Consider the following 17,898-nt stretch of genomic DNA (forward strand, 5'->3'; position numbering starts at 1 on the left):
TGACACGCCACGCGCCGCTGCGCAGAATTTGTCACCGCCGTCGCCCTGGCCTTCGAAACTCACGGCGACGACGGGGTTTACGCAGCGAATGGGAGAGCGATCTTCCATTCGCTTTTTTCATTGCGCAGCCACATCAGGCAGCGAGTGCCCAGTCCTGTGCAACGTCCTGCACGCCTACCAGGGCGACGTCGGTGGTGGTTGCCGTAGCGTGTGCTGCCAGGCCGGCCGAGATCTCGTCGAAGGTGTTGGCGGTGGACAGGCCGAAGTCGTCCAGCAGGTTGTTGAGCACGGTTTCCAGTGCCGAGGTGTTGCCTTGCATCAGGCTGTAGATCACGTTCTGAACGTCATTGCCGACGCGGCCTGCACCTTGTGCCGCGCTCAAGTCGAGGCCGTTGAAAGCCACTTTGAACGCATCGAGGGTGAAGTCGCTGCCATTGCCGCCGCCCAGGCCGGTGCCCAGTTGAACGTTATCCAGGTTGCCCCACAGGTAGTGGTTTTCGTTGTGGCTGGCTGGCAGCGCCGGGTTGAATACGTAGTGCAGGCCGTTGCTGGTGTTGCTGTCGGCAATGAAGGCGTAGTCGGAATTGTTGGCGCCGTGGGTCGAATACTGGTCGCCGCTCAGGGAGCCGTTGCTGAAGCCGCCGGTGTTGCTGCTGCCGTGACCCGCAGTGTTGAACCCCAGTGCCCAGTCGGTCAGGTAGTCCGAGACGGAGTAAGCACCGAGCGCAGCTTCGTAACTAACAGAAATAGTCATCACTTAACCTCGTTATAAACAACACGATTGATCAGCACGCTCATACAGCGCACTTTTTGCCCACCCTTGGGCAAAACCGTTGGTTGATAAAGTGCCGTGGCACCTTGATCAGAACTTGTATTCGAGCATCCCGCTCAACGTTCGCCCGCGCGCCAGGCTCAGGTTATTGGCGTCCCCCATGGCAACGAAGTAGGCCTCATCGGTGGCGTTTTCCAGCGCCAGGGCGATGTTCAATTGGTCGGTCATCCAGTAGCTGGCGTACAGGTCATAGAGGGTGTACTGGGGCCATAGCGCCTGGTCGATGAAGTCATAACCTTGTGAGTCGAGGTTCTCGCCATTGCCTGAGCTGTAGCGCACGCGGACGCCCATATCGAGTCGCTTTTCCAGGAAGCGCGCGCCGAGGGTCAGCGAGCCGCGATCAGCCGGCATATAGGTGGCGTTGCCCATGATCCGGCCACAGCTTTCCTTGTTGTTGGCGACATCGTCGTCCAGCACCTCATACGTGGTCACCGGGCGCAGGCCGATCGTGCCGTTTGGCCGGGTGTAGCGTTCATAGCGTGTGGTGGACGGCCCGTTCTTCTTCGCCCCGCCCATGTAATAGTTCTTCGAGCAGAACTCATTACTGCCGATCATGTGGGTGTAACTAAGGTTGGCGTACGCCCGCCCCATGTCGTAGTTGAGCTGGTACTCCACCCCCCGAAAGCGCGTGGGGTTGGTGTTATTGACGTACGCCATCGTGCCGAGAAAACCGCCGACGGAGGTCTCCGGCAAACTGACGCTGTGATTGAGGAAAGAGAAGTTCTCGATCCGGGTATCGAAGTAAGCCACCTTCATGCCCAGGCGGTCGTCACCGAACAGCAGTCCCTCTTTGAATACGTTCACGCCCATTTCCCAGTCCCGCGACTCTTCGGGTTTCAGGAACGGGTTGGGAAACACCCGCTCTGATGAGCTGCCACCGTGAGGACGCCCGGTCATGAAGGTTTCCGTCACCGCCGGCGGGCGCCAGCCCTTGCCCCAGCGGGCGTAGAGTTGCATCCAGTCCAGCCCCGGCTTTATGCCGATACCGAACGTGGGAGAGAACTGGCCCTCTTCTCTATCAATGTCGAACACTTCCTCGACACGCTTGGCACCTACCGTGCTGCTGTAGAACCGATCGCGCCGGTACAGCGTCATCCCGGTGACCCCTTCCAGCCGATAGCGGTCGTACCGCAAGCCCGCATCCAGCGTCAGCCAGTCGCCATATTCGTACTGCAGGTTGTTGAACAGGCTGGCGATGGTGCGTTTGCCACCGGGCGTCCCGCCTTCAACGTAAGGCAACAGGCCGGAAAGGTTGGTGGCCTCGACCTTGTTGGTACTGGGCTTGAACTTGTCTTGATACACCTCCACGCCGTAGTTCCAACTCACATGACCCAACGCATCGAAGTCGAACCGCGATGTGTTGTCGCCCTGTACACCCCAGGTATCGGTCTGAAAATGATCCGTGTAGCCCGCCACATAGTTGCCGGAGGTCAGCGACGCGGTGTTGGGCGCATTGTCCCGGTCCATCTGTGTGGTGACGTAGTAGACCTTGGCCTTGAAATCGATCAGCGGGTTATCCGGCGTGTAGCGATAATCCAGTCCGACGTTCCTGGCATTGAGGTTGTTCTTGCTGACGCGCTGGTAGTACACGCTCTGGTTATCCGGGGCGGTGTAGGCCCACGCGTCATTGCTGTCGCTGTCACTTTCCAGGTAGCTCAGTTGCACCCGTTGGTCATTGGGCAGGTTCAGGCCGAACTTGACGATTTGCGAGCGGGTCACGCTGCCGGTGTCACCGACCTCACTGTTCAGCCAATCGTCGAAGGCCGCAGGCTGGGAGTCACGAGCGCGCAAATGAGTGCCCAGTTTCTGGTCGTTGTGGGTACCGGCGCGGTAGTCGCCAAAATGCCGTTCGCTGTACCCCAGCAGCACGTCGCCGCGCTCGTCGCCAAAGGCAAACACACCGCTGCCGTTGAAATAGGTGCCGTTACCCAGTTCACCAATCCCGCTACCGGCACGCAGACGCCCGCCATAGTCCTTGCCATCGGCCAGGAACTCACTGGCCTCCAGGGTCTTGAAGGATGCAATCCCGCCCAACACGGCAGCACCGCCCTGCCCGGACTGGCTGCCCTTGTCGATTTCGATGCTGGAGATGAATTCCGGGTCGATCAACATCGTGCCGTTGCGCTGCTGGTGGCCGTTGACGTTGAAGTTCTGGCGCATGCCGTCGATGTTCATGTTGACCCGGCCGTAGTCCTGCACGCCGCGGATGTTCACCGACAGGCCCGGGTCACGCTGGTTGACGGCGGTGTACACGCCGGCGGTTTCTTCGAGCATGTCGGCGGCGTGGCGTGGTGGGCGTTTGTCGATCTGCTCGCGACTGATCACGGCCACCGAGCGCGGTGTGTCGTACACCCAGTCGCTTGGCTTGCCGTTGGTGTTGCCGGTGATGGTGGTGGTGCCCACGGTCAGCGCACCGTCATGGTCGGCGCCGACGCGAGTCAGCGTCACCTGCCGGTCCCCGGTAAAGCGGTATTCCACCGGTGCACTGCCCACCAATCGGCCGAGGCCTTCCTGGGCGCTGTAACGGCCCTTGAGCGCGGTGCTGGTGAGGCCTTGCAGGCGCGCGCTGTCGAACAACACTTGCAACCCGGCCTGGTCGGCGAACGTCAGTACGGCAAGGCCCAAGGGTTGCGCCGCAATATCAAACGTCAACGTGACAGGCTGTGATTCACCGACTGGCGCCTCGGCGGCCTGCACCTGGCAGGCGGAGGCTAACAGCCCCAGGTGGATGGCAAGGGCCAACCGGCTACCGGTGTTGCGCCCCTTGGTGATTGCAGACATCGACGTTATCCCTTCGCTGACCATTCTTGTTTATGCGAATACTTCTCACTTAACAGGACGTGTCAGGCGTCGGAACTCAGTAAGGTTTTTTTGAAAGTTTTTTCAAAGGGCGTAAACGGGGCCCGGCGACCCCATCAATAGATCAGGCTCAGCCCCGCCAGATCAAAGCGCTGCACCTGTAATTCTTCGGTCAGGGTGCCGAGGGCCGTGTCGAGCATATCGAGGCGGAACACGCCGCTGACTTCACGGGTGCCGAGGTCGGCATTGGTCAGCACCACCTTGCCCGGCCGGTAGCGGTTGAGCTGTTCGATGACCTTGGCCAGCGGCAAGCGGTCGAAGATCAGCACACCGCGACGCCAACTGGTGGCGCGCTCCAGGTCGAAGTCGTCGAGGGCGACCACGCCGTTCTCCGGGCTGTAGCGCGCAGCCTGGCCTTCCTTGAGCACAGTTGCTTTCTGCGGCAGCGCCTGCAGCGTGACGGCCACACTGTGCTGCAACACTCCGACCCAGGCCTGCCGGTCGTCCTCACGCTCGACCACAAACCGCGTGCCCAGGGCACGGGTTTGCCCGCTGGCGCTGCGCACCACGAACGGTCTTTTTTCCTCACCGGCCATGGGCGCCACATCAAAGATGGCCGAGCCTTTGATCAGGCTGATGCGCCGCTGCACACCGTCAAAATCCAGCTTGATCGCACTCGCAGAATCCAGTTGCACGCTGCTGCCGTCCGCCAGGTGCACGGTGCGCACTTCGCCTTTTTGGGTGAAGTAATCGGCCTGCACCTGCAGCAGCGCCTCAGGCCCGCGCACCCAGCCGACGCCCGCCACCACCAGCAACAGCGCAACACTCGCCGCCATGCGCCACGGCCTGCGCCGACGAGGGCCGCGCACCGGCGCAGCGGTAGCGGGCGGCCGCTGGCGATGCACCGTCTCCTCGCGATGCACCTCGCCCAGCGCCGCCCACGTCTGCTCGGCAAAACGCAGCGCCGCTTCATGGCGGCTGTCTCTGGCGATCCATTGGCGCAGCTCGGCCTGCTCCTGATCGGTCAGGGCGCCGGCGTGCAGGCGCACCGCCCAATCGGCAGCCGCCTCGGTAATGCTGTGCTGTTGCGGACCCGGGCTATTCACGTGTGAATCTCGAATTTTTCGTTATATAACGCTGTGACGTCTGACCCCAGGTTTGTCGGTAATTCATTCGTCGGACGGCCCCGCCTCACCTTCCTGCAAACGCTGCATGACATACGCCAGCGCCTTGGCCAGGTGCTTTTGCACTGAGCTGTCGGAAATGCCCAGGTGGCGCGCGACCTGGGCATGGGTCATGCCCTCGATCCGGTTGAGGCGGAAAATCTGCCGGGTACGCTCCGGCAATTCCGCCAGTGCCTGCTTCAATGCCTGCCGCTGTTGCTGCGCCATCGCCTGAGCCTCCAACCCGGCCATTTCATCTTCAATCTCGGCCAGCGCCTCATGGGGCACGGAGTCGGTCTTGCGCCGCGCCTCCTGGCGGATATGGTCGATCAGCAGATTGCCGGCCGTGCGATAGAGATAGCCCTGGGAGTTGTCGATGCGCTCGCCGGCCGGCTTTTGCGCCAGGCGCAGGAAGCTCTCCTGCACCAGGTCTGCGGCCAACTGCGGGTCCCGTACCTTGCGTGCGAGATACCCGCGCAGGGTATCGGCGTGCTTGAGAAAGAGGCCTTTGAGATCCACGTCCGACAAACCGACTCCCTGGAATGTTAAGGAAACAGGCGGGCATCTTAAGCGTTGTCGAGAATGATTTTCAATTGATATCAACTCTGATCCACACAACGGTGGTTTTCATTCTGCGTTCGGTAATCGAACGGTTCCCACCCACGCGATTGACCAAATTAACCATTCAGTACATTTTATCGACCTACATAAAAACAACAGTGGAGAACCCTCTATGCCGCCCATCGTGCTGGTGCTCAACGGCCCCAACCTCAACCTGCTCGGCACTCGCGAGCCTGCCACTTATGGCCATGAAACCCTGGCCGACCTTGCTGCCCTGTGTGGCCGCAGCGCCGAGCAACTGGGCCTGAAAGTCGAATTCCGCCAGACCAACCACGAAGGCGAATTGCTGGACTGGATCCACGGCGCCCGCGCCCGTTGCGCCGGCATCGTGATCAACCCGGCAGCCTGGACCCACACTTCGGTGGCGATCCGCGACGCGCTGGTGGCCAGTGAAGTACCGGTGATCGAGGTGCACTTGTCCAACGTGCATGCCCGGGAAGCGTTCCGTCATCACTCGTTCGTGTCGCCGATTGCCAAGGCGGTGCTGGCCGGGTTTGGCAGCCACGGTTATCACCTCGCCCTCGAACATTTCAGCAAGACCTTGAAGGGATGAGCGCGGTGTCCAAACGTCGAATTCTGGCCGGCCTGATAGGCGCCGGCATCCAGGCTTCCCGCACCCCGGCCTTGCACGAGCGCGAAGGCGATGCACAGGGCTTGCGTTACCTGTATCGCCTGATCGACCTCGACCAGTTGCAGACGGATACCCGCGCCCTGCCCGACCTGTTGATGGCGGCCGAACAGATGAACTTCACCGGCTTGAACATCACCTACCCGTGCAAGCAGGCGATCCTGCCGCTGCTGGATGACCTGTCACCCGAAGCACGGGGCATCGGCGCGGTGAACACCGTGGTGCTTTGCGACGGTAAACGCATCGGCCACAACACCGACTGCCTGGGCTTTGCCGAAGGCTTTCGCCGGGGCTTGAGTGATGTGGCTCGCAAGTTCGTGGTGCAGATGGGCGCGGGCGGCGCCGGGGCGGCAGTCGCCCATGCGCTGCTGGGTGAAGGTGTGGAACGCTTGAGTATTTTCGACATGGACGCCGAACGTGCCCGCAGCCTGGCGAACAACCTCAACCAGCATTTTGGTACCGGCCGGGCGCAGGCCGGCAATGACCTGGAAAGCGCCATGGCCGAGGCCGATGGCCTGGTGAATACCACGCCGATGGGCATGGCCAAGCTGCCGGGCATGCCCGTGCCGTTGGGCACCTTGCGCGCCGACTTGTGGGTAGCGGAGATCGTGTACTTCCCACTGGAAACCGAACTGCTGCGCAACGCCCGCGCCCTGGGTTGCCGCACCCTGGATGGCGGCAACATGGCGGTGTTTCAGGCGGTGAAGGCGTTTGAGTTGTTCACTGGCGAAGTGGCGGATGCAGAGCGCATGCTCGCGCACTTCCAGAGCATGACCACCCAACTGTAGAAACCGGATTAGAAATGTGGGAGCGGGCTTGCTCGCGAATGCGGAGTGTCAGCCACCGGATGTTTTACTGACCCACCGCATTCGCGAGCAAGCCCGCTCCCACATTTTGCTCGGTGTTGAACTCAAGCCTGCAGGTAGCGCAACACCGACTCGCAGATCATCGCCCGATGCCGCTGCTTGACCGCCTCATCCGACAACTCGATCTGAAAGATCTCGCTGAAGGTGTGGCGGTTCGACACCCGGTAGAAGCTGAACGAGTTGATCAGCAAGTGCACGTCCAGCGGCTCCAGCCCTTCCCGGAACAACCCCAACTCGGCGCCCCGGCGCAACGTGGTGCCAAGGGCTTCGAGGATGTTGCTGTTCATCGCCTTGATCGACGTCGACTGCTTTACATACTCGGCGTTGTGGATGTTCTCGATGCTCACGATGCGCACAAAATCCACGTTCTGATCGTGGTGATCAAAGGTGAATTCCACCAGCCGGCGGATCGCTTCCCGGGGCTCCAGGGCCGTCAGGTTCATCCGTGTCTCGGTGTTGCGAATGTCGCCGTAAAGCTTCTCCAGCACCTCGACGTAGAGCTGTTCCTTGCTGCCGAAGTAGTAATAGATCATGCGCTTGGAGGTCTGGATACGCTCCGCGATCGCGTCCACCCGGGCGCCGGAAAGGCCCTGGGTGACAAACTCGACGATGGCTTCCTGGAGAATGTTCTCGCGGGTCTTTTCCGGGTTGTTCTTGCGGCTCTTGCGCGGTGCGGTGGCCGCGGCGGGAAGCTCGGAGGTCAGGGTCATGGTGCGCTCACGGCCTTAGGTGCAGGCGCTGATTATGGGCCGCGCCGCACGCCGAAGGAAGCGCCGGCACCTTACAACCTGGCCTGGCGCACCGCACCGCTGCGGGACTTGGCCATGGCCGCCAGGCGCACCGCCACGTTGGCCGCACCGTAGCCGGCGTAACCGTTCTTGCGCTGGATGATCTCGAAGAAAAACCGGCCCTCGAACGGTTCGGTATAAACGTGAAACAGTTCACCGCCCTGGGCATCGCGGTCGTACAGCACGTTGTAATACGCGAGCTGGCTGAGGAACTCGTCGTCGAAATCAAACCGCGCCGCCAGGTCATCGTAGTAGTTCAGCGGGATATCCAGCAGCGGCACACCGGCGTCCTTGGCCCGGCTGACCTCGGCGAAAATGTCCGCGCAGTCGAAGGCAATGTGGTGCACGCCCGAGCCGCGATAGCTCGACAGCGCGTGGGAAATCGCGGTGTTGCGGTTCTCGGAAATATTCAGCGGCAGGCGAATCGAGCTGCAACGGCTGCGCAGTGCCCGGCTTTTCACCAGGCCATAGGGGTCCGGCAGCACCACTTCGTCGTCGGCTTCGAAATCCAGCAAGCTTTTGTAGAACAACACCCAACTGTCGAGGCTGTCGGCGGGCAAGGCCATGGCCATGTGGTCGATGCGCAGCAGGCCGCCGCTGGCGGCGTTCGCCGGTTGCAGGTTGAAGTCGGTGTCGTAGAGGCCGCCTTCGTGCTGGTCCACCAGGTAGATCAGGCTGCCATCCGGTGCGCGCACCGCTGCCAGCTCCAGCTCGTTGGGGCCGACCAGCCCACGATACGGCTGGCCCTTGTAGGCCACCGCCCGCTCCAGGGCCTTGGCGCTGTCCTTTACCCGGATCGCCGTGGCGCACAACGACGGGCCGTGGGCCTCGAAGAAGTTATGGGCGAAGGAATAGGGTTCGCAATTGAGGATCAGGTTGATATCGCCCTGGCGCAACAGGCTGACGCTCTTGGATCGATGCTGCCCGGCCTTGACGAAGCCCAGGCGCTCCAGCCATGAAGTGAGCTTGGCGCCGAGGTTTTCATCCACGGCAAATTCCAGGAATTCAATGCCGTCGTATTCGCTGGCGGCCGGGGTTTCAAACAGGATCTCGGGAACCGGCGTCGCTTCTTGCTCCAATCGCTGGCGGGTTTTCTCTTCGAGGTACAGCAGCGAGCGCAGGCCGTCGGCGGCATTCGCCCGGGTCGGCGCGGCGCGGAAGCCGTCGTTGAAGATTTCCAGGGACAACGGCCCGGTGTAGCCGCTCTTGATGATCGGGGCGAGAAAGCCCGCCAGGTCGAACTCGCCCTGGCCTGGGAAGCAGCGGAAATGCCGGCTCCATTCCAGTACATCCATCGCGAGGATCGGTGCATCGGCCATCTGCACAAAGAAAATCTTGTCGCCGGGAATCTCGGCAATCGCACTCGGGTCGCCGTTGAGAGACAGGGTGTGGAAACTGTCGAGCAACACGCCCAGGCTCGGATGATCGATCTTGCGCACCAGGTTCCACACCTGCTGCCAGGTGTTGACGTGCCGGCCCCAGGCCAGCGCTTCATAGCCGATGCGCAAGCCCCGGCGGCCAGCGTGTTCGGCCAGCAGGCTCAGGTCATCCAGCAGAATGCTTTCATCGCCCACGGCATCGGCTGACGCGTTACTGCACACCAACACCAGGTCGGTGCCCAGCTCCTGCATCAAGTCGAACTTGCGCTCGGCCCGCTCCAGGTTGCGTGCCAGGCGGTCGCGGCGGCAGCCCTCAAAGTCCCGGAACGGCTGGAACAAGGTGATGGCAATGCCGAGGTCGGCGCACATTTGCCTGACTTCACGCGGGCTGCCGTCGTAATACAGCAGATCGTTTTCGAAGATTTCCACGCCATCAAACCCGGCAGCCGCGATGGCTTCGAGTTTTTCCGGCAAGGTTCCGCTCAAGGAAACGGTGGCGATGGAGCGTTGCATGGGGCGACTCCCGGCATTGAGGCATGTCTTGTTTACGGCAAATTATTGGCCGCCAGGTTCATCACAGCAATTGAAATGTACGAACCGGTTAGTTTTATGGGCGATTATCGAACAGAATGGCAATCGGCGAATTGACGATTTTTTAGCCGCTGCGCACCATCGATAGCACATTGAGCCCCGCTTCCATTGAGCGGCCTCGGTTAACCAAGACCCTGAACACACCATAAAAATTTCAAAAAAACGGGTACTTCCTCATGCCTTCGCAAAATCCCGCCGTGGCCGTGGGCCACAGCAATCCCCATAGCGGCATCGGTGACAAAATCCGTGGCGCCATGGCTGTCGGTAAAACCCGCTGGGGCATGCTGGCCCTGGTGTTTTTTGCCACCACCCTGAACTACATCGACCGCGCCGCCCTCGGCGTGATGCAACCGATCCTGGCCAAGGAAATGAGCTGGACGGCGATGGACTACGCCAACATCAACTTCTGGTTCCAGGTGGGTTACGCCATCGGCTTTGTGCTGCAAGGCCGGTTGATCGACCGGGTCGGCGTCAAGCGCGTGTTCTTCTGCGCGGTGCTGCTGTGGAGCCTGGCCACCGGCGCCCATGGCCTGGCCACCTCGGCGGTGGGCTTTATGGTCTGCCGGTTCATTCTCGGGCTGACCGAAGCCGCCAACTACCCGGCCTGCGTCAAGACCACCCGCCTGTGGTTCCCCGCTGGCGAGCGTGCCGTGGCCACCGGGATCTTCAACGCCGGCACCAACGTCGGCGCGATGATGACGCCGATGCTGCTGCCGCTGATCCTCCACGTGTGGGGTTGGCAGGCGGCGTTCCTGTGCATGTCGGCACTGGGCGGGATCTGGCTGGTGCTCTGGGGCTTGAAGTACTACAACCCGGAAGACCATCCAAGCGTGAAGCAATCGGAACTGGACTACGTACAACAGGAAGTCGAACCGGAACAACCCCGCGTACCGTTCAGCCGGATCCTGCGGATGCGCGGCACCTGGGCCTTCGCCCTCGCCTACTCGATGACCGCGCCGGTGTTCTGGTTCTACCTGTACTGGCTGCCGCCGTTCCTGAATCAGCAATACAACCTGGGCATCAACGTGACCCAGATGGGCATCCCGCTGATCATCATTTACCTGACGGCGGACTTCGGCAGCATCGGCGGCGGGATCCTGTCTTCGTTCCTGATCGGACGCGGGATGAACCCGATCAAGGCGCGGCTGCTGTCGATGTTGCTGTTTGCCTGCTGCATCGTCGGAGTGATCATGGCCGCCGGCTCCAGCCACCTGTGGGTCGCGGTGTTTGCGATTTCCCTGGCCATTGGCGCGCACCAGGCCTGGACCGCCAACATTTGGAGCCTGGTGATGGACTACACGCCCAAGCACATGATGAGTACGGTGTTTGGTTTTGGCGGCATGTGCGCGGCCATCGGCGGGATGTTCATGACCCAAATCGTCGGCCATATCCTGACCGTGACCAACAACAACTACACCGTGCTGTTCACCCTGATTCCGGCGATGTACTTCATCGCGCTGATCTGGATGTACTTCATGGCGCCGCGCAAGATTCCGACCGTCGAGGTCTGAGTTTCCTACCTGCGCCGCTGCTGCCAGGCAGCGGCCAACCCGCTCAGGCAAATCACCCCGATCCCGACCACGGTGGTCAGGTCCGGGGTGTGGTTGAACACCAGCCAGCCCAACAACCCCGCAAACACGATCTGGCAATAGCCGAACGGCGCCAGCAGGGCCGGCGCTGCGAAGCGGAAGGCCTGGGTCAGCATCAAGTGTGCGGTCATCCCGCAAGTGCCCAGCGCCAGCATCAGCACCCCGTGCCACAGGCTCGGCACCTGCCAGAAGAACGGCACCAGCGCGCTCATCACCAAGGTATTGCACAACCCGGCGAAGAAGTTGCTGGTGGTGGGCGTGTCGTACTTGCTGAGGATGCGGGTGAGCAGTTGGTAGAAGCAGAAGAACAACGCCGACGTCAGCGGCAACAACACCGCGGGGGTGAACAGCTCACCGCCCGGGTGCACAATGATCAGCACCCCGATAAACCCGCAAATCACCGCCAGCCATTGGCCGCGGGTCACGTGTTCGCCTAACAGCGGCACCGACAACGCGGTGACCAGGATCGGCGCAAGAAAGTTGACCGCCGTGGCCTCGGCCAACGGGATAAAGTGCAGCGCCGCCGTAAAGAACAGGCTGGTGCCCAGCAGGCACAACGCCCGCGCCACTTGCAGTAAAGGGCGTTTGCTGCGCAGTACCCGCAGGCCCGATTGCGGCAGGAAGATCCCGGCCATCAACAGCGTGTGCACCAGGTAGCGGGCCCACACCACCATCACGATCGGGTAGAACCCGGCCAGGTATTTGGACAGCGCGTCGTGGCTGGAAAACAGAAAGGTCGCCACCACAATCAGCAAAATGCCTTTGAGCGGGTGGTTGACGCCGGAAAGTGGGGTACTGAGGGTCATTGCATTCTCTTGAGTGGCAGGCTGAAATGACCGCCGCATACCGCGGCATAATCTAGAACGGGTAAAGCGCCTCGCTCAAGAGCATAACCAAACACTGTTCGAACAGCGCACTAAATTGCGGTTTTCCAGTCCAACGCTTCACGCCGCCCCGCCCACTGCGCGTTTTTTAACCAAGGCCTTCTCACCATGAAAAAAACCCTGTTGATTCTTTCGACCCTGACGCTGCTCAGCGCCTGCGACAAGCAAGCCGAGACCGCCAAGGCGCCCGCCCCGCCGTCTGTCCAGGCAACGTTGGTACCGCAGGTGCTGCCCACCGACAAATGGGTCGGCAAGTGGATTGGCGTCGAAGGCCTGAACCTGACCATCGCCAAGGACGACAGCATCGGCCGCGGCCACTATGTACTGACCATGAAATACGGCCTGGATGACGACGATTCCGGCACCTTCAAGGGCCAGGCATCCGAAGACGGCATCACCTTTGAACGCCCGGACGGCCCGCAGATCCTGAGCGCTGGCGACGGCGAAGCCACTGGCCTGAAATGGCTGGCCGACAAGAAGGACTGCCTGATCGTCGACACCGGCGAAGGGTATTGCCGCGACTGACACAAGCTTCATACAGATCGGACGACGCAGCGTTTAGCATCGTCAGACAGCCGGACTGGCGCCAACCCTACACACCAACAACACTGAGCTGCAGGTTCACAAAGAGGATTGCCACATGCTATGGAAAAAAGGCCGACGCAGCGACAACGTGGTAGACGCCCGCGATGACAGCGGCGGCGGTGGCGGTGGCATGCGTTTTGGGGGCGGCAAGGGCCTGAGCCTGACGGCCATCGTGCTGATCGTCGGCATCGGCTGGCTGACCGGCCAGGACCCGATGCAGATCCTCGGGCAACTCAGCGGCCAGCTCACCGAGCAAGCGCCCTCCGTCAGCCCGCAAACCCGCCAGGCGCCGCCGGCCAATGATGAACAAGCCGACTTCGTGCGCGCCGTCCTCGGCGACACCGAAGACACCTGGGCCCAGGTGTTCCAGGAAAACGGCCTGACCTACAAGAACCCCAAACTGATCCTGTTCCGTGGCCGGGTGAACTCCGCCTGCGGTGGCGCCACGTCCGCCAGCGGGCCGTTCTATTGCCCGGCAGACCAACAGGTATACCTGGACCTGGATTTCTTCCGGGAAATGTCCCAGCGCTTCAAGGCCGCCGGCGACTTCGCCCAGGCCTACGTGATCGCTCATGAAGTCGGACATCACGTGCAGACGCTGCTGGGCATCTCGGCGAAGATTCAGGCAGCCCGCCAGCAAGGCCGGCAGATGCAAGGCGACGGCGGCCTGCTGGTGCGCCAGGAGCTGCAAGCCGACTGCTTCGCCGGGGTGTGGGCCAACCGCGCGCAAAAGCGCCTGAACTGGCTGGAGCCCGGCGACATTGAAGAAGCACTGAATGCGGCCAACGCGATTGGCGATGACCGCTTGCAGCAACAGGGCCAGGGCCGCGTGGTGCCTGACTCGTTTACCCACGGCACCTCGGCACAGCGGGTTCGCTGGTTCAAGACCGGCTTCGCCCAGGGCCAGATCACTCAATGCGACACCTTTACCGCCAAGAGCCTTTAAATGAATAAACGACTGGGTCTGCTGTTAGGTTTGTTGATCACCTGTTCCTCCTCCACCTGGGCTGCCGAACATGGCGTCAAGGTGGTCAGTCCCGATCGTTTTCACCTGGATGCCGGCGACCTGAGCGTCGGCTTGAGCCAGGACTGGCGCCAGCCGCTGCCTCAAGTTACCCGCGCGCTGATCATCGTGCATGGCCGTTTGCGCAACGCGATGACCTACCTGGACAGCGGCGAAAAAGCGGCCGAAGCCGCAGGACAAAACGCCAATACCCTGGTGATTGCGCCACAGTTCCTCAACCAGACCGACCTCAAGCGCAACCAGATCGACAGCCAGACCCTGCGCTGGAACAGTAACGACTGGATGGCCGGCGAGCCGTCCACAGGCCCGGGCCAGATCAGCTCCTACGGCGCGCTGGACCAGATCATCAAGCACCTGGGCAACCGCAAGCTGTTCCCGAACCTGAAGGAAATCGTGGTGGCCGGCCATTCCGGTGGCGGCCAGGTGGTGCAGCGTTTTGCGCTGACCGGGCATGATCACCCGCTGCTGCAAACCGAGGGCATCAGCCTGCGTTATGTGGTGGCCAACCCGTCGTCCTACGCGTACTTCAGCCCACAGCGTCCGGTGAAATTCGATGTTGCCAGTTGCCCGGGCTTCAACGACTGGAAGTACGGCATGCAAAACCTGCCGGCCTACGCCAAGGGGCAAAGTGCCGAGCAGCTGGAGCAGGCTTACGTCTCGCGTAATGTCACTTACTTGCTGGGCCAGCAGGATACCGACCCGAATCACCCGGCGCTGGACAAGAGCTGCGGCGCTGAAACCCAGGGCGCGTATCGCTTGATTCGCGGGCACAATTATTTTGACTACCTCAAGCAGCGGCACCCGCAGTTGGGCCACAAGCTGGTGGAAGTGCCGGGGGTTGGGCATAACGGGGACAAGATGTTTACGTCGCCTGAAGGGCAGAAAGTACTGTTCCAATAACCACTGAAGAAACCGGATCGAAAATGTGGGAGCGGGCTTGCCTGCGATGGCATCACCTGGGTGTTACTGATACACCGCAGTGTCTGCATCGCAGGCAAGCCAGCTCCCACATTTGATCTTCATTGCCTGGGGTTAGAGCATCCGGCGCAATACCGCGCAATCTTCGGCATGCCAATCCGCCAGCTCCGGCCACGGGTTATCCGGCAAGTTAACCAACACCGTCCTGGTCCCCGCCGCCCGCCCGCAATCCAGATCAAACCGGTAATCACCGACCATCACCATCTCTTGCGGCGCCACTTCCCACGCTCGCGCCAGCTTCAACAAACCACCCGGGTCAGGCTTGGGCGGCGCATCATCACGCCCCAACACATCCTCGGCCGCAAAGCAGTCCGCCAGGCCGATCGCCTGCAATGTCACATGGGCCAGCTCCCGTGCATTGCGCGTCAGGATACCCAGGCGATAACCCCGCCCGGCCAATTCCCGCACCAACTCCACCGCCCCCTCCGCCGCCACCGAACCCAGCGCCAACTCACGCTCATGCGCAAGCAACCACGCATGCTTGGTCGCTGCTTCATCGGCGGGCAACGCCGCCAGGTGCGTAAGAATGTCGTCAGTCGCCGGAATATCCAGGGCCACGCGGATCGCCGCAAAATCATGCACGGCCACCGTCAGGGTGCCATCCATGTCGAACACCCAGTGCTTCACATCACTGAGGCTCATGCCCAATCCTTGCGATGACGAATCAAGCCTTCCTGGGTAACGGATGCCACCAGTTGCCCGGCGCGGTTGTACACGCTGCCCCGGGAGAACCCACGGGAATTGCCGGCCCATGGGCTGTCCATGGCGTAGAGCAACCAGTCATCGGCACGCAGGTCGGCGTGGAACCACAGCGCGTGGTCGAGGCTGGCGACTTGCATGTCTTTCTGCCACACGGTCTTGCCGTGGGGCAGCAGCGAGGTGGTCAGCAGGCCGAAGTCCGAAGCGTAGGCCAGCAGGTATTTGTGCAGCGCCGGCGAGTCGGCCAGGGCGCCGTCCGCACGAAACCACACGTATTTGACCGGGTCGGACGGCTGCGGGTTGTACGGGTCTTTCTCGGTCACCGGCCTTACTTCGATCGGCTTGGGGCACAGCAGCTTTTCGCGCATGTGCTCGGGAATCAGGTGCGCGCGCTGCTGAGTCAGCTCCAGCTCCGACGGCAGGTTCTCCGGGCCGACCACCACGGGCATGGTGGTCTGGTGCTCGAAGCCTTCTTCGTCGTACTGGAACGAAGCGCTGCAGGTGAAGATCGGGTTGCCCTTCTGGATCGCCGTCACCCGGCGCGTGCTGAAACTGCCGCCATCGCGCACCCGGTCAACCGAATACACCACCGGCAACGCCGCATCGCCGGGGCGCAGGAAGTAACCGTGCAACGAATGCACATGCCGCGCCTCTTCAACGGTCTGGCTGGCCGCCGACAGCGACTGGCCGAGCACCTGGCCGCCGAACAGCTGGCGAAAGCCCAGGTCCTGGCTGCGGCCGCGAAAGAGGTTTTCCTCGATCGGTTCCAGGGTCAGCAGGTCCACCAGATCTTCCAACACTTGGCTCATAGAGCATCTCCTACAACAATCTATTGGGCATTCCGGGCTGCTTATCCGTGCAGCGTGTCCAACCATTGGGCGCGGGTGATGCGATACAACACATGATGCCGCAAGGGGTCATCGGCTGCGACCTTGGGGTGTTCAAAATCTGCCAGGGGATCGTAATGCATACCGATGGCCTGCATGACTTTTTGTGATGGCAGATTGGCTTCAGTGGTAAACGAAACGATTTCGTCCAGCTTCAGCCGGTCGAAACCACAGCGCAGGGCAGTCCAGGCGGCTTCGCTGGCGTAACCCAGGCCCCAGTGTTCCCTGGCCAGGCGCCAGCCGATCTCCACCGCCGGAGTGAACGGGGCCTCGAAGCTCACATTCAGCAAGCCGGTGAGGCCGATGAACTCGCCGCTGTCCTTGCGCTGCAACGCCCACAGGCCAAAACCGTACTCGGCAAAATGGCCGCGAATACGCCCGATCAGCGCGGCACTTTCCAGGCGGCTCAAGGTGGCCGGGAAATACCGCATCACCTGCGGGTCGGCGCACATGCGCGCAAACTCCGGCAAGTCGGCATCCCTCCATTGGCGCAGCACCAGGCGTGCGCTTTCCAATTGCAGTATCGGCTCCATTGGTCCCCCTCCCTTGCCATGTGCGTGAGTGTAACGCGCTGTTAAGATCCGTCGCTGGTTCCCGTCAGAAATCCCCATGCCCTTGCCATTGATCTACCACGACGACTACAGCCCCGAGTTCCCGGCAGACCACCGCTTCCCCATGGATAAATTCCGCCTGTTGCGTGACCATCTGGTGGAGAGCGGCCTGACACGGGACAGCCAACTGCTGCGCCCGGAACTCTGCCCCGCCGAGATTCTGGCCCTGGCCCATGAACCTGGGTATATCGAACGCTACATGAGCGGCGAGTTGTCGCGCGAAGACCAACGGCGCCTTGGCCTGCCTTGGAGCGAAGCCCTGGCCCGGCGCACCGTGCGCGCGGTGGGCGGCTCGTTGCTGGCCGCCGAGCAGGCCCTGGAGCACGGCCTGGCCTGCCACCTGGCCGGCGGCACCCACCACGCCCACTACGATTACCCGGCGGGTTTCTGCATCTTCAATGACCTGGCCGTGATCAGCCATTACCTGCTGGCCAGCGGGCGGGTCAACCGGGTGCTGATCTTCGACTGCGACGTGCACCAGGGCGACGGCACCGCACGCATCCTCCACGACACCCCGGATGCAATCACCGTGTCCCTGCACTGCGAAAAGAACTTCCCCGCGCGCAAGGCGCAAAGCGACTGGGACATCCCGCTGCCGATGGGCATGGGCGACGCGGACTACCTCAAGGTGGTCGACGATGCCCTCAACTACCTGCTGCCGCTGTATCAGCCCGACCTGGTGCTGTATGACGCCGGCGTGGATGTACACAAGGACGACGCCCTCGGCTACCTCAAGCTGACAGACCAAAGCGTCGCCGCCCGCGATGAAAGCGTGATGCGCCACTGCCTGGGCCGCGATATTCCGGTGGTCGGGGTGATCGGCGGCGGCTACAGCAAAGACCGCCCTGCCCTGGCCCGTCGCCACGGGATCCTGCACCACAGCGCGCAGCGCGTCTGGACGTCATCAGGCTGTCATTGAGTTATGCGCGTTACCCACAATCGCTGTGGAACTGCCTGTGGATAACCTGAGTGAA

The 17,898-nt window shown here is 61.8% G+C and carries 17 protein-coding genes; 7 read left to right on the top strand and 10 right to left on the bottom strand.

Translation table 11 applies throughout. The features are described from left to right. Positions 1-133: 133 nt before the first annotated feature. From HX839_RS08490 to HX839_RS08505, 4 genes are all read right to left on the bottom strand, one after another. Entirely contained in the window at positions 134-754 is a 621-nt protein-coding gene (locus HX839_RS08490; RefSeq protein WP_003215551.1) for a heme acquisition protein HasA, read from the bottom strand. 108 nt (positions 755-862) lie between these two features. Continuing rightward, positions 863-3,613 carry a TonB-dependent receptor gene (locus HX839_RS08495; protein ID WP_003215548.1) on the bottom strand — a complete coding sequence of 917 codons (2,751 nt, stop codon included), beginning with the start codon at positions 3,611-3,613 and terminating at the stop codon, positions 863-865. A 134-nt stretch (positions 3,614-3,747) separates the two neighbouring features. Next, positions 3,748-4,737, bottom strand: a complete 990-nt coding sequence (locus HX839_RS08500; RefSeq protein ID WP_177066948.1) for a FecR family protein — start codon at positions 4,735-4,737, stop codon at positions 3,748-3,750. A gap of 63 nt (positions 4,738-4,800) precedes the next feature. After that, positions 4,801-5,322 (bottom strand): RNA polymerase sigma factor, encoded by a 522-nt coding sequence (locus tag HX839_RS08505; RefSeq protein WP_003215543.1) that lies wholly within the window; start codon positions 5,320-5,322, stop codon positions 4,801-4,803. Positions 5,323-5,527: 205 nt separating this feature from the next. On the opposite strand from HX839_RS08505, the gene aroQ reads away from it, so the two are divergent. Together aroQ and HX839_RS08515 are read left to right on the top strand one after the other, a co-directional pair. Beyond that, positions 5,528-5,968: a type II 3-dehydroquinate dehydratase gene (gene aroQ, locus HX839_RS08510; RefSeq protein WP_087693554.1), complete on the top strand. Its 441-nt coding sequence runs from the start codon at positions 5,528-5,530 to the stop codon at positions 5,966-5,968. Continuing rightward, a complete protein-coding gene (locus HX839_RS08515) occupies positions 5,965-6,831 on the top strand; it encodes a shikimate dehydrogenase (protein ID WP_177008839.1) in 867 nt (288 codons plus the stop codon). Before aroQ ends, HX839_RS08515 begins: the two co-directional genes overlap by 4 nt. A 122-nt stretch (positions 6,832-6,953) precedes the next feature. On the opposite strand, the gene HX839_RS08520 is transcribed toward HX839_RS08515, so the two are convergent. Then, entirely contained in the window at positions 6,954-7,619 is a 666-nt protein-coding gene (locus tag HX839_RS08520; RefSeq protein ID WP_003215538.1) for a TetR/AcrR family transcriptional regulator, read from the bottom strand. A 71-nt stretch (positions 7,620-7,690) separates the two neighbouring features. After that, positions 7,691-9,589, bottom strand: coding sequence for a 3-dehydroshikimate dehydratase QuiC (quiC, locus tag HX839_RS08525; RefSeq protein ID WP_177066949.1), 1,899 nt, complete (start codon positions 9,587-9,589; stop codon positions 7,691-7,693). 254 nt (positions 9,590-9,843) lie between these two features. Here quiC and HX839_RS08530 point away from each other — a divergent pair, with 254 nt between their 5' ends. Then, positions 9,844-11,178 carry an MFS transporter gene (locus HX839_RS08530; RefSeq protein ID WP_003215533.1) on the top strand — a complete coding sequence of 445 codons (1,335 nt, stop codon included), beginning with the start codon at positions 9,844-9,846 and terminating at the stop codon, positions 11,176-11,178. Between the two features lie 5 nt (positions 11,179-11,183). Here HX839_RS08530 and HX839_RS08535 read toward each other — a convergent pair whose 3' ends face one another. Continuing rightward, positions 11,184-12,062, bottom strand: a complete 879-nt coding sequence (locus HX839_RS08535; RefSeq protein WP_003215531.1) for a DMT family transporter — start codon at positions 12,060-12,062, stop codon at positions 11,184-11,186. Between the two features lie 186 nt (positions 12,063-12,248). On the opposite strand from HX839_RS08535, the gene HX839_RS08540 reads away from it, so the two are divergent. The 3 genes from HX839_RS08540 (at position 12,249) to HX839_RS08550 (ending at position 14,649) form a co-directional block, all read left to right on the top strand. Next, the gene (locus tag HX839_RS08540) at positions 12,249-12,665 is read left to right on the top strand and encodes a hypothetical protein (protein WP_008436613.1); all 417 of its coding nucleotides are present in this window, start codon (positions 12,249-12,251) and stop codon (positions 12,663-12,665) included. Positions 12,666-12,780: 115 nt separating this feature from the next. Then, on the top strand, positions 12,781-13,671 hold the full coding sequence (locus HX839_RS08545) for a neutral zinc metallopeptidase (protein WP_003215526.1): 891 nt from the start codon (positions 12,781-12,783) through the stop codon (positions 13,669-13,671). Next, on the top strand, positions 13,672-14,649 hold the full coding sequence (locus tag HX839_RS08550) for a hypothetical protein (protein WP_003215523.1): 978 nt from the start codon (positions 13,672-13,674) through the stop codon (positions 14,647-14,649). 132 nt (positions 14,650-14,781) lie between these two features. Here HX839_RS08550 and HX839_RS08555 read toward each other — a convergent pair whose 3' ends face one another. The 3 genes from HX839_RS08555 to HX839_RS08565 are packed head-to-tail and all read right to left on the bottom strand — an operon-like array spanning position 14,782 to position 16,846. Next, positions 14,782-15,369, bottom strand: a complete 588-nt coding sequence (locus HX839_RS08555; RefSeq protein ID WP_177066950.1) for an HAD family hydrolase — start codon at positions 15,367-15,369, stop codon at positions 14,782-14,784. After that, on the bottom strand, positions 15,366-16,235 hold the full coding sequence (tesB, locus tag HX839_RS08560; protein WP_003215520.1) for an acyl-CoA thioesterase II: 870 nt from the start codon (positions 16,233-16,235) through the stop codon (positions 15,366-15,368). Before tesB ends, HX839_RS08555 begins: the two co-directional genes overlap by 4 nt. Before the next feature lie 41 nt (positions 16,236-16,276). After that, positions 16,277-16,846, bottom strand: a complete 570-nt coding sequence (locus HX839_RS08565) for a GNAT family N-acetyltransferase (RefSeq protein ID WP_177020958.1) — start codon at positions 16,844-16,846, stop codon at positions 16,277-16,279. Positions 16,847-16,922: 76 nt separating this feature from the next. On the opposite strand from HX839_RS08565, the gene HX839_RS08570 reads away from it, so the two are divergent. Next, the gene (locus HX839_RS08570; RefSeq protein WP_177066951.1) at positions 16,923-17,843 is read left to right on the top strand and encodes a histone deacetylase; all 921 of its coding nucleotides are present in this window, start codon (positions 16,923-16,925) and stop codon (positions 17,841-17,843) included. Positions 17,844-17,898 lie beyond the last annotated feature (55 nt).

The sequence above is a fragment of the Pseudomonas sp. I8001 genome, assembly GCF_013385345.1.
In the GTDB taxonomy this organism is placed as follows: Bacteria; Pseudomonadota; Gammaproteobacteria; order Pseudomonadales; family Pseudomonadaceae; genus Aquipseudomonas.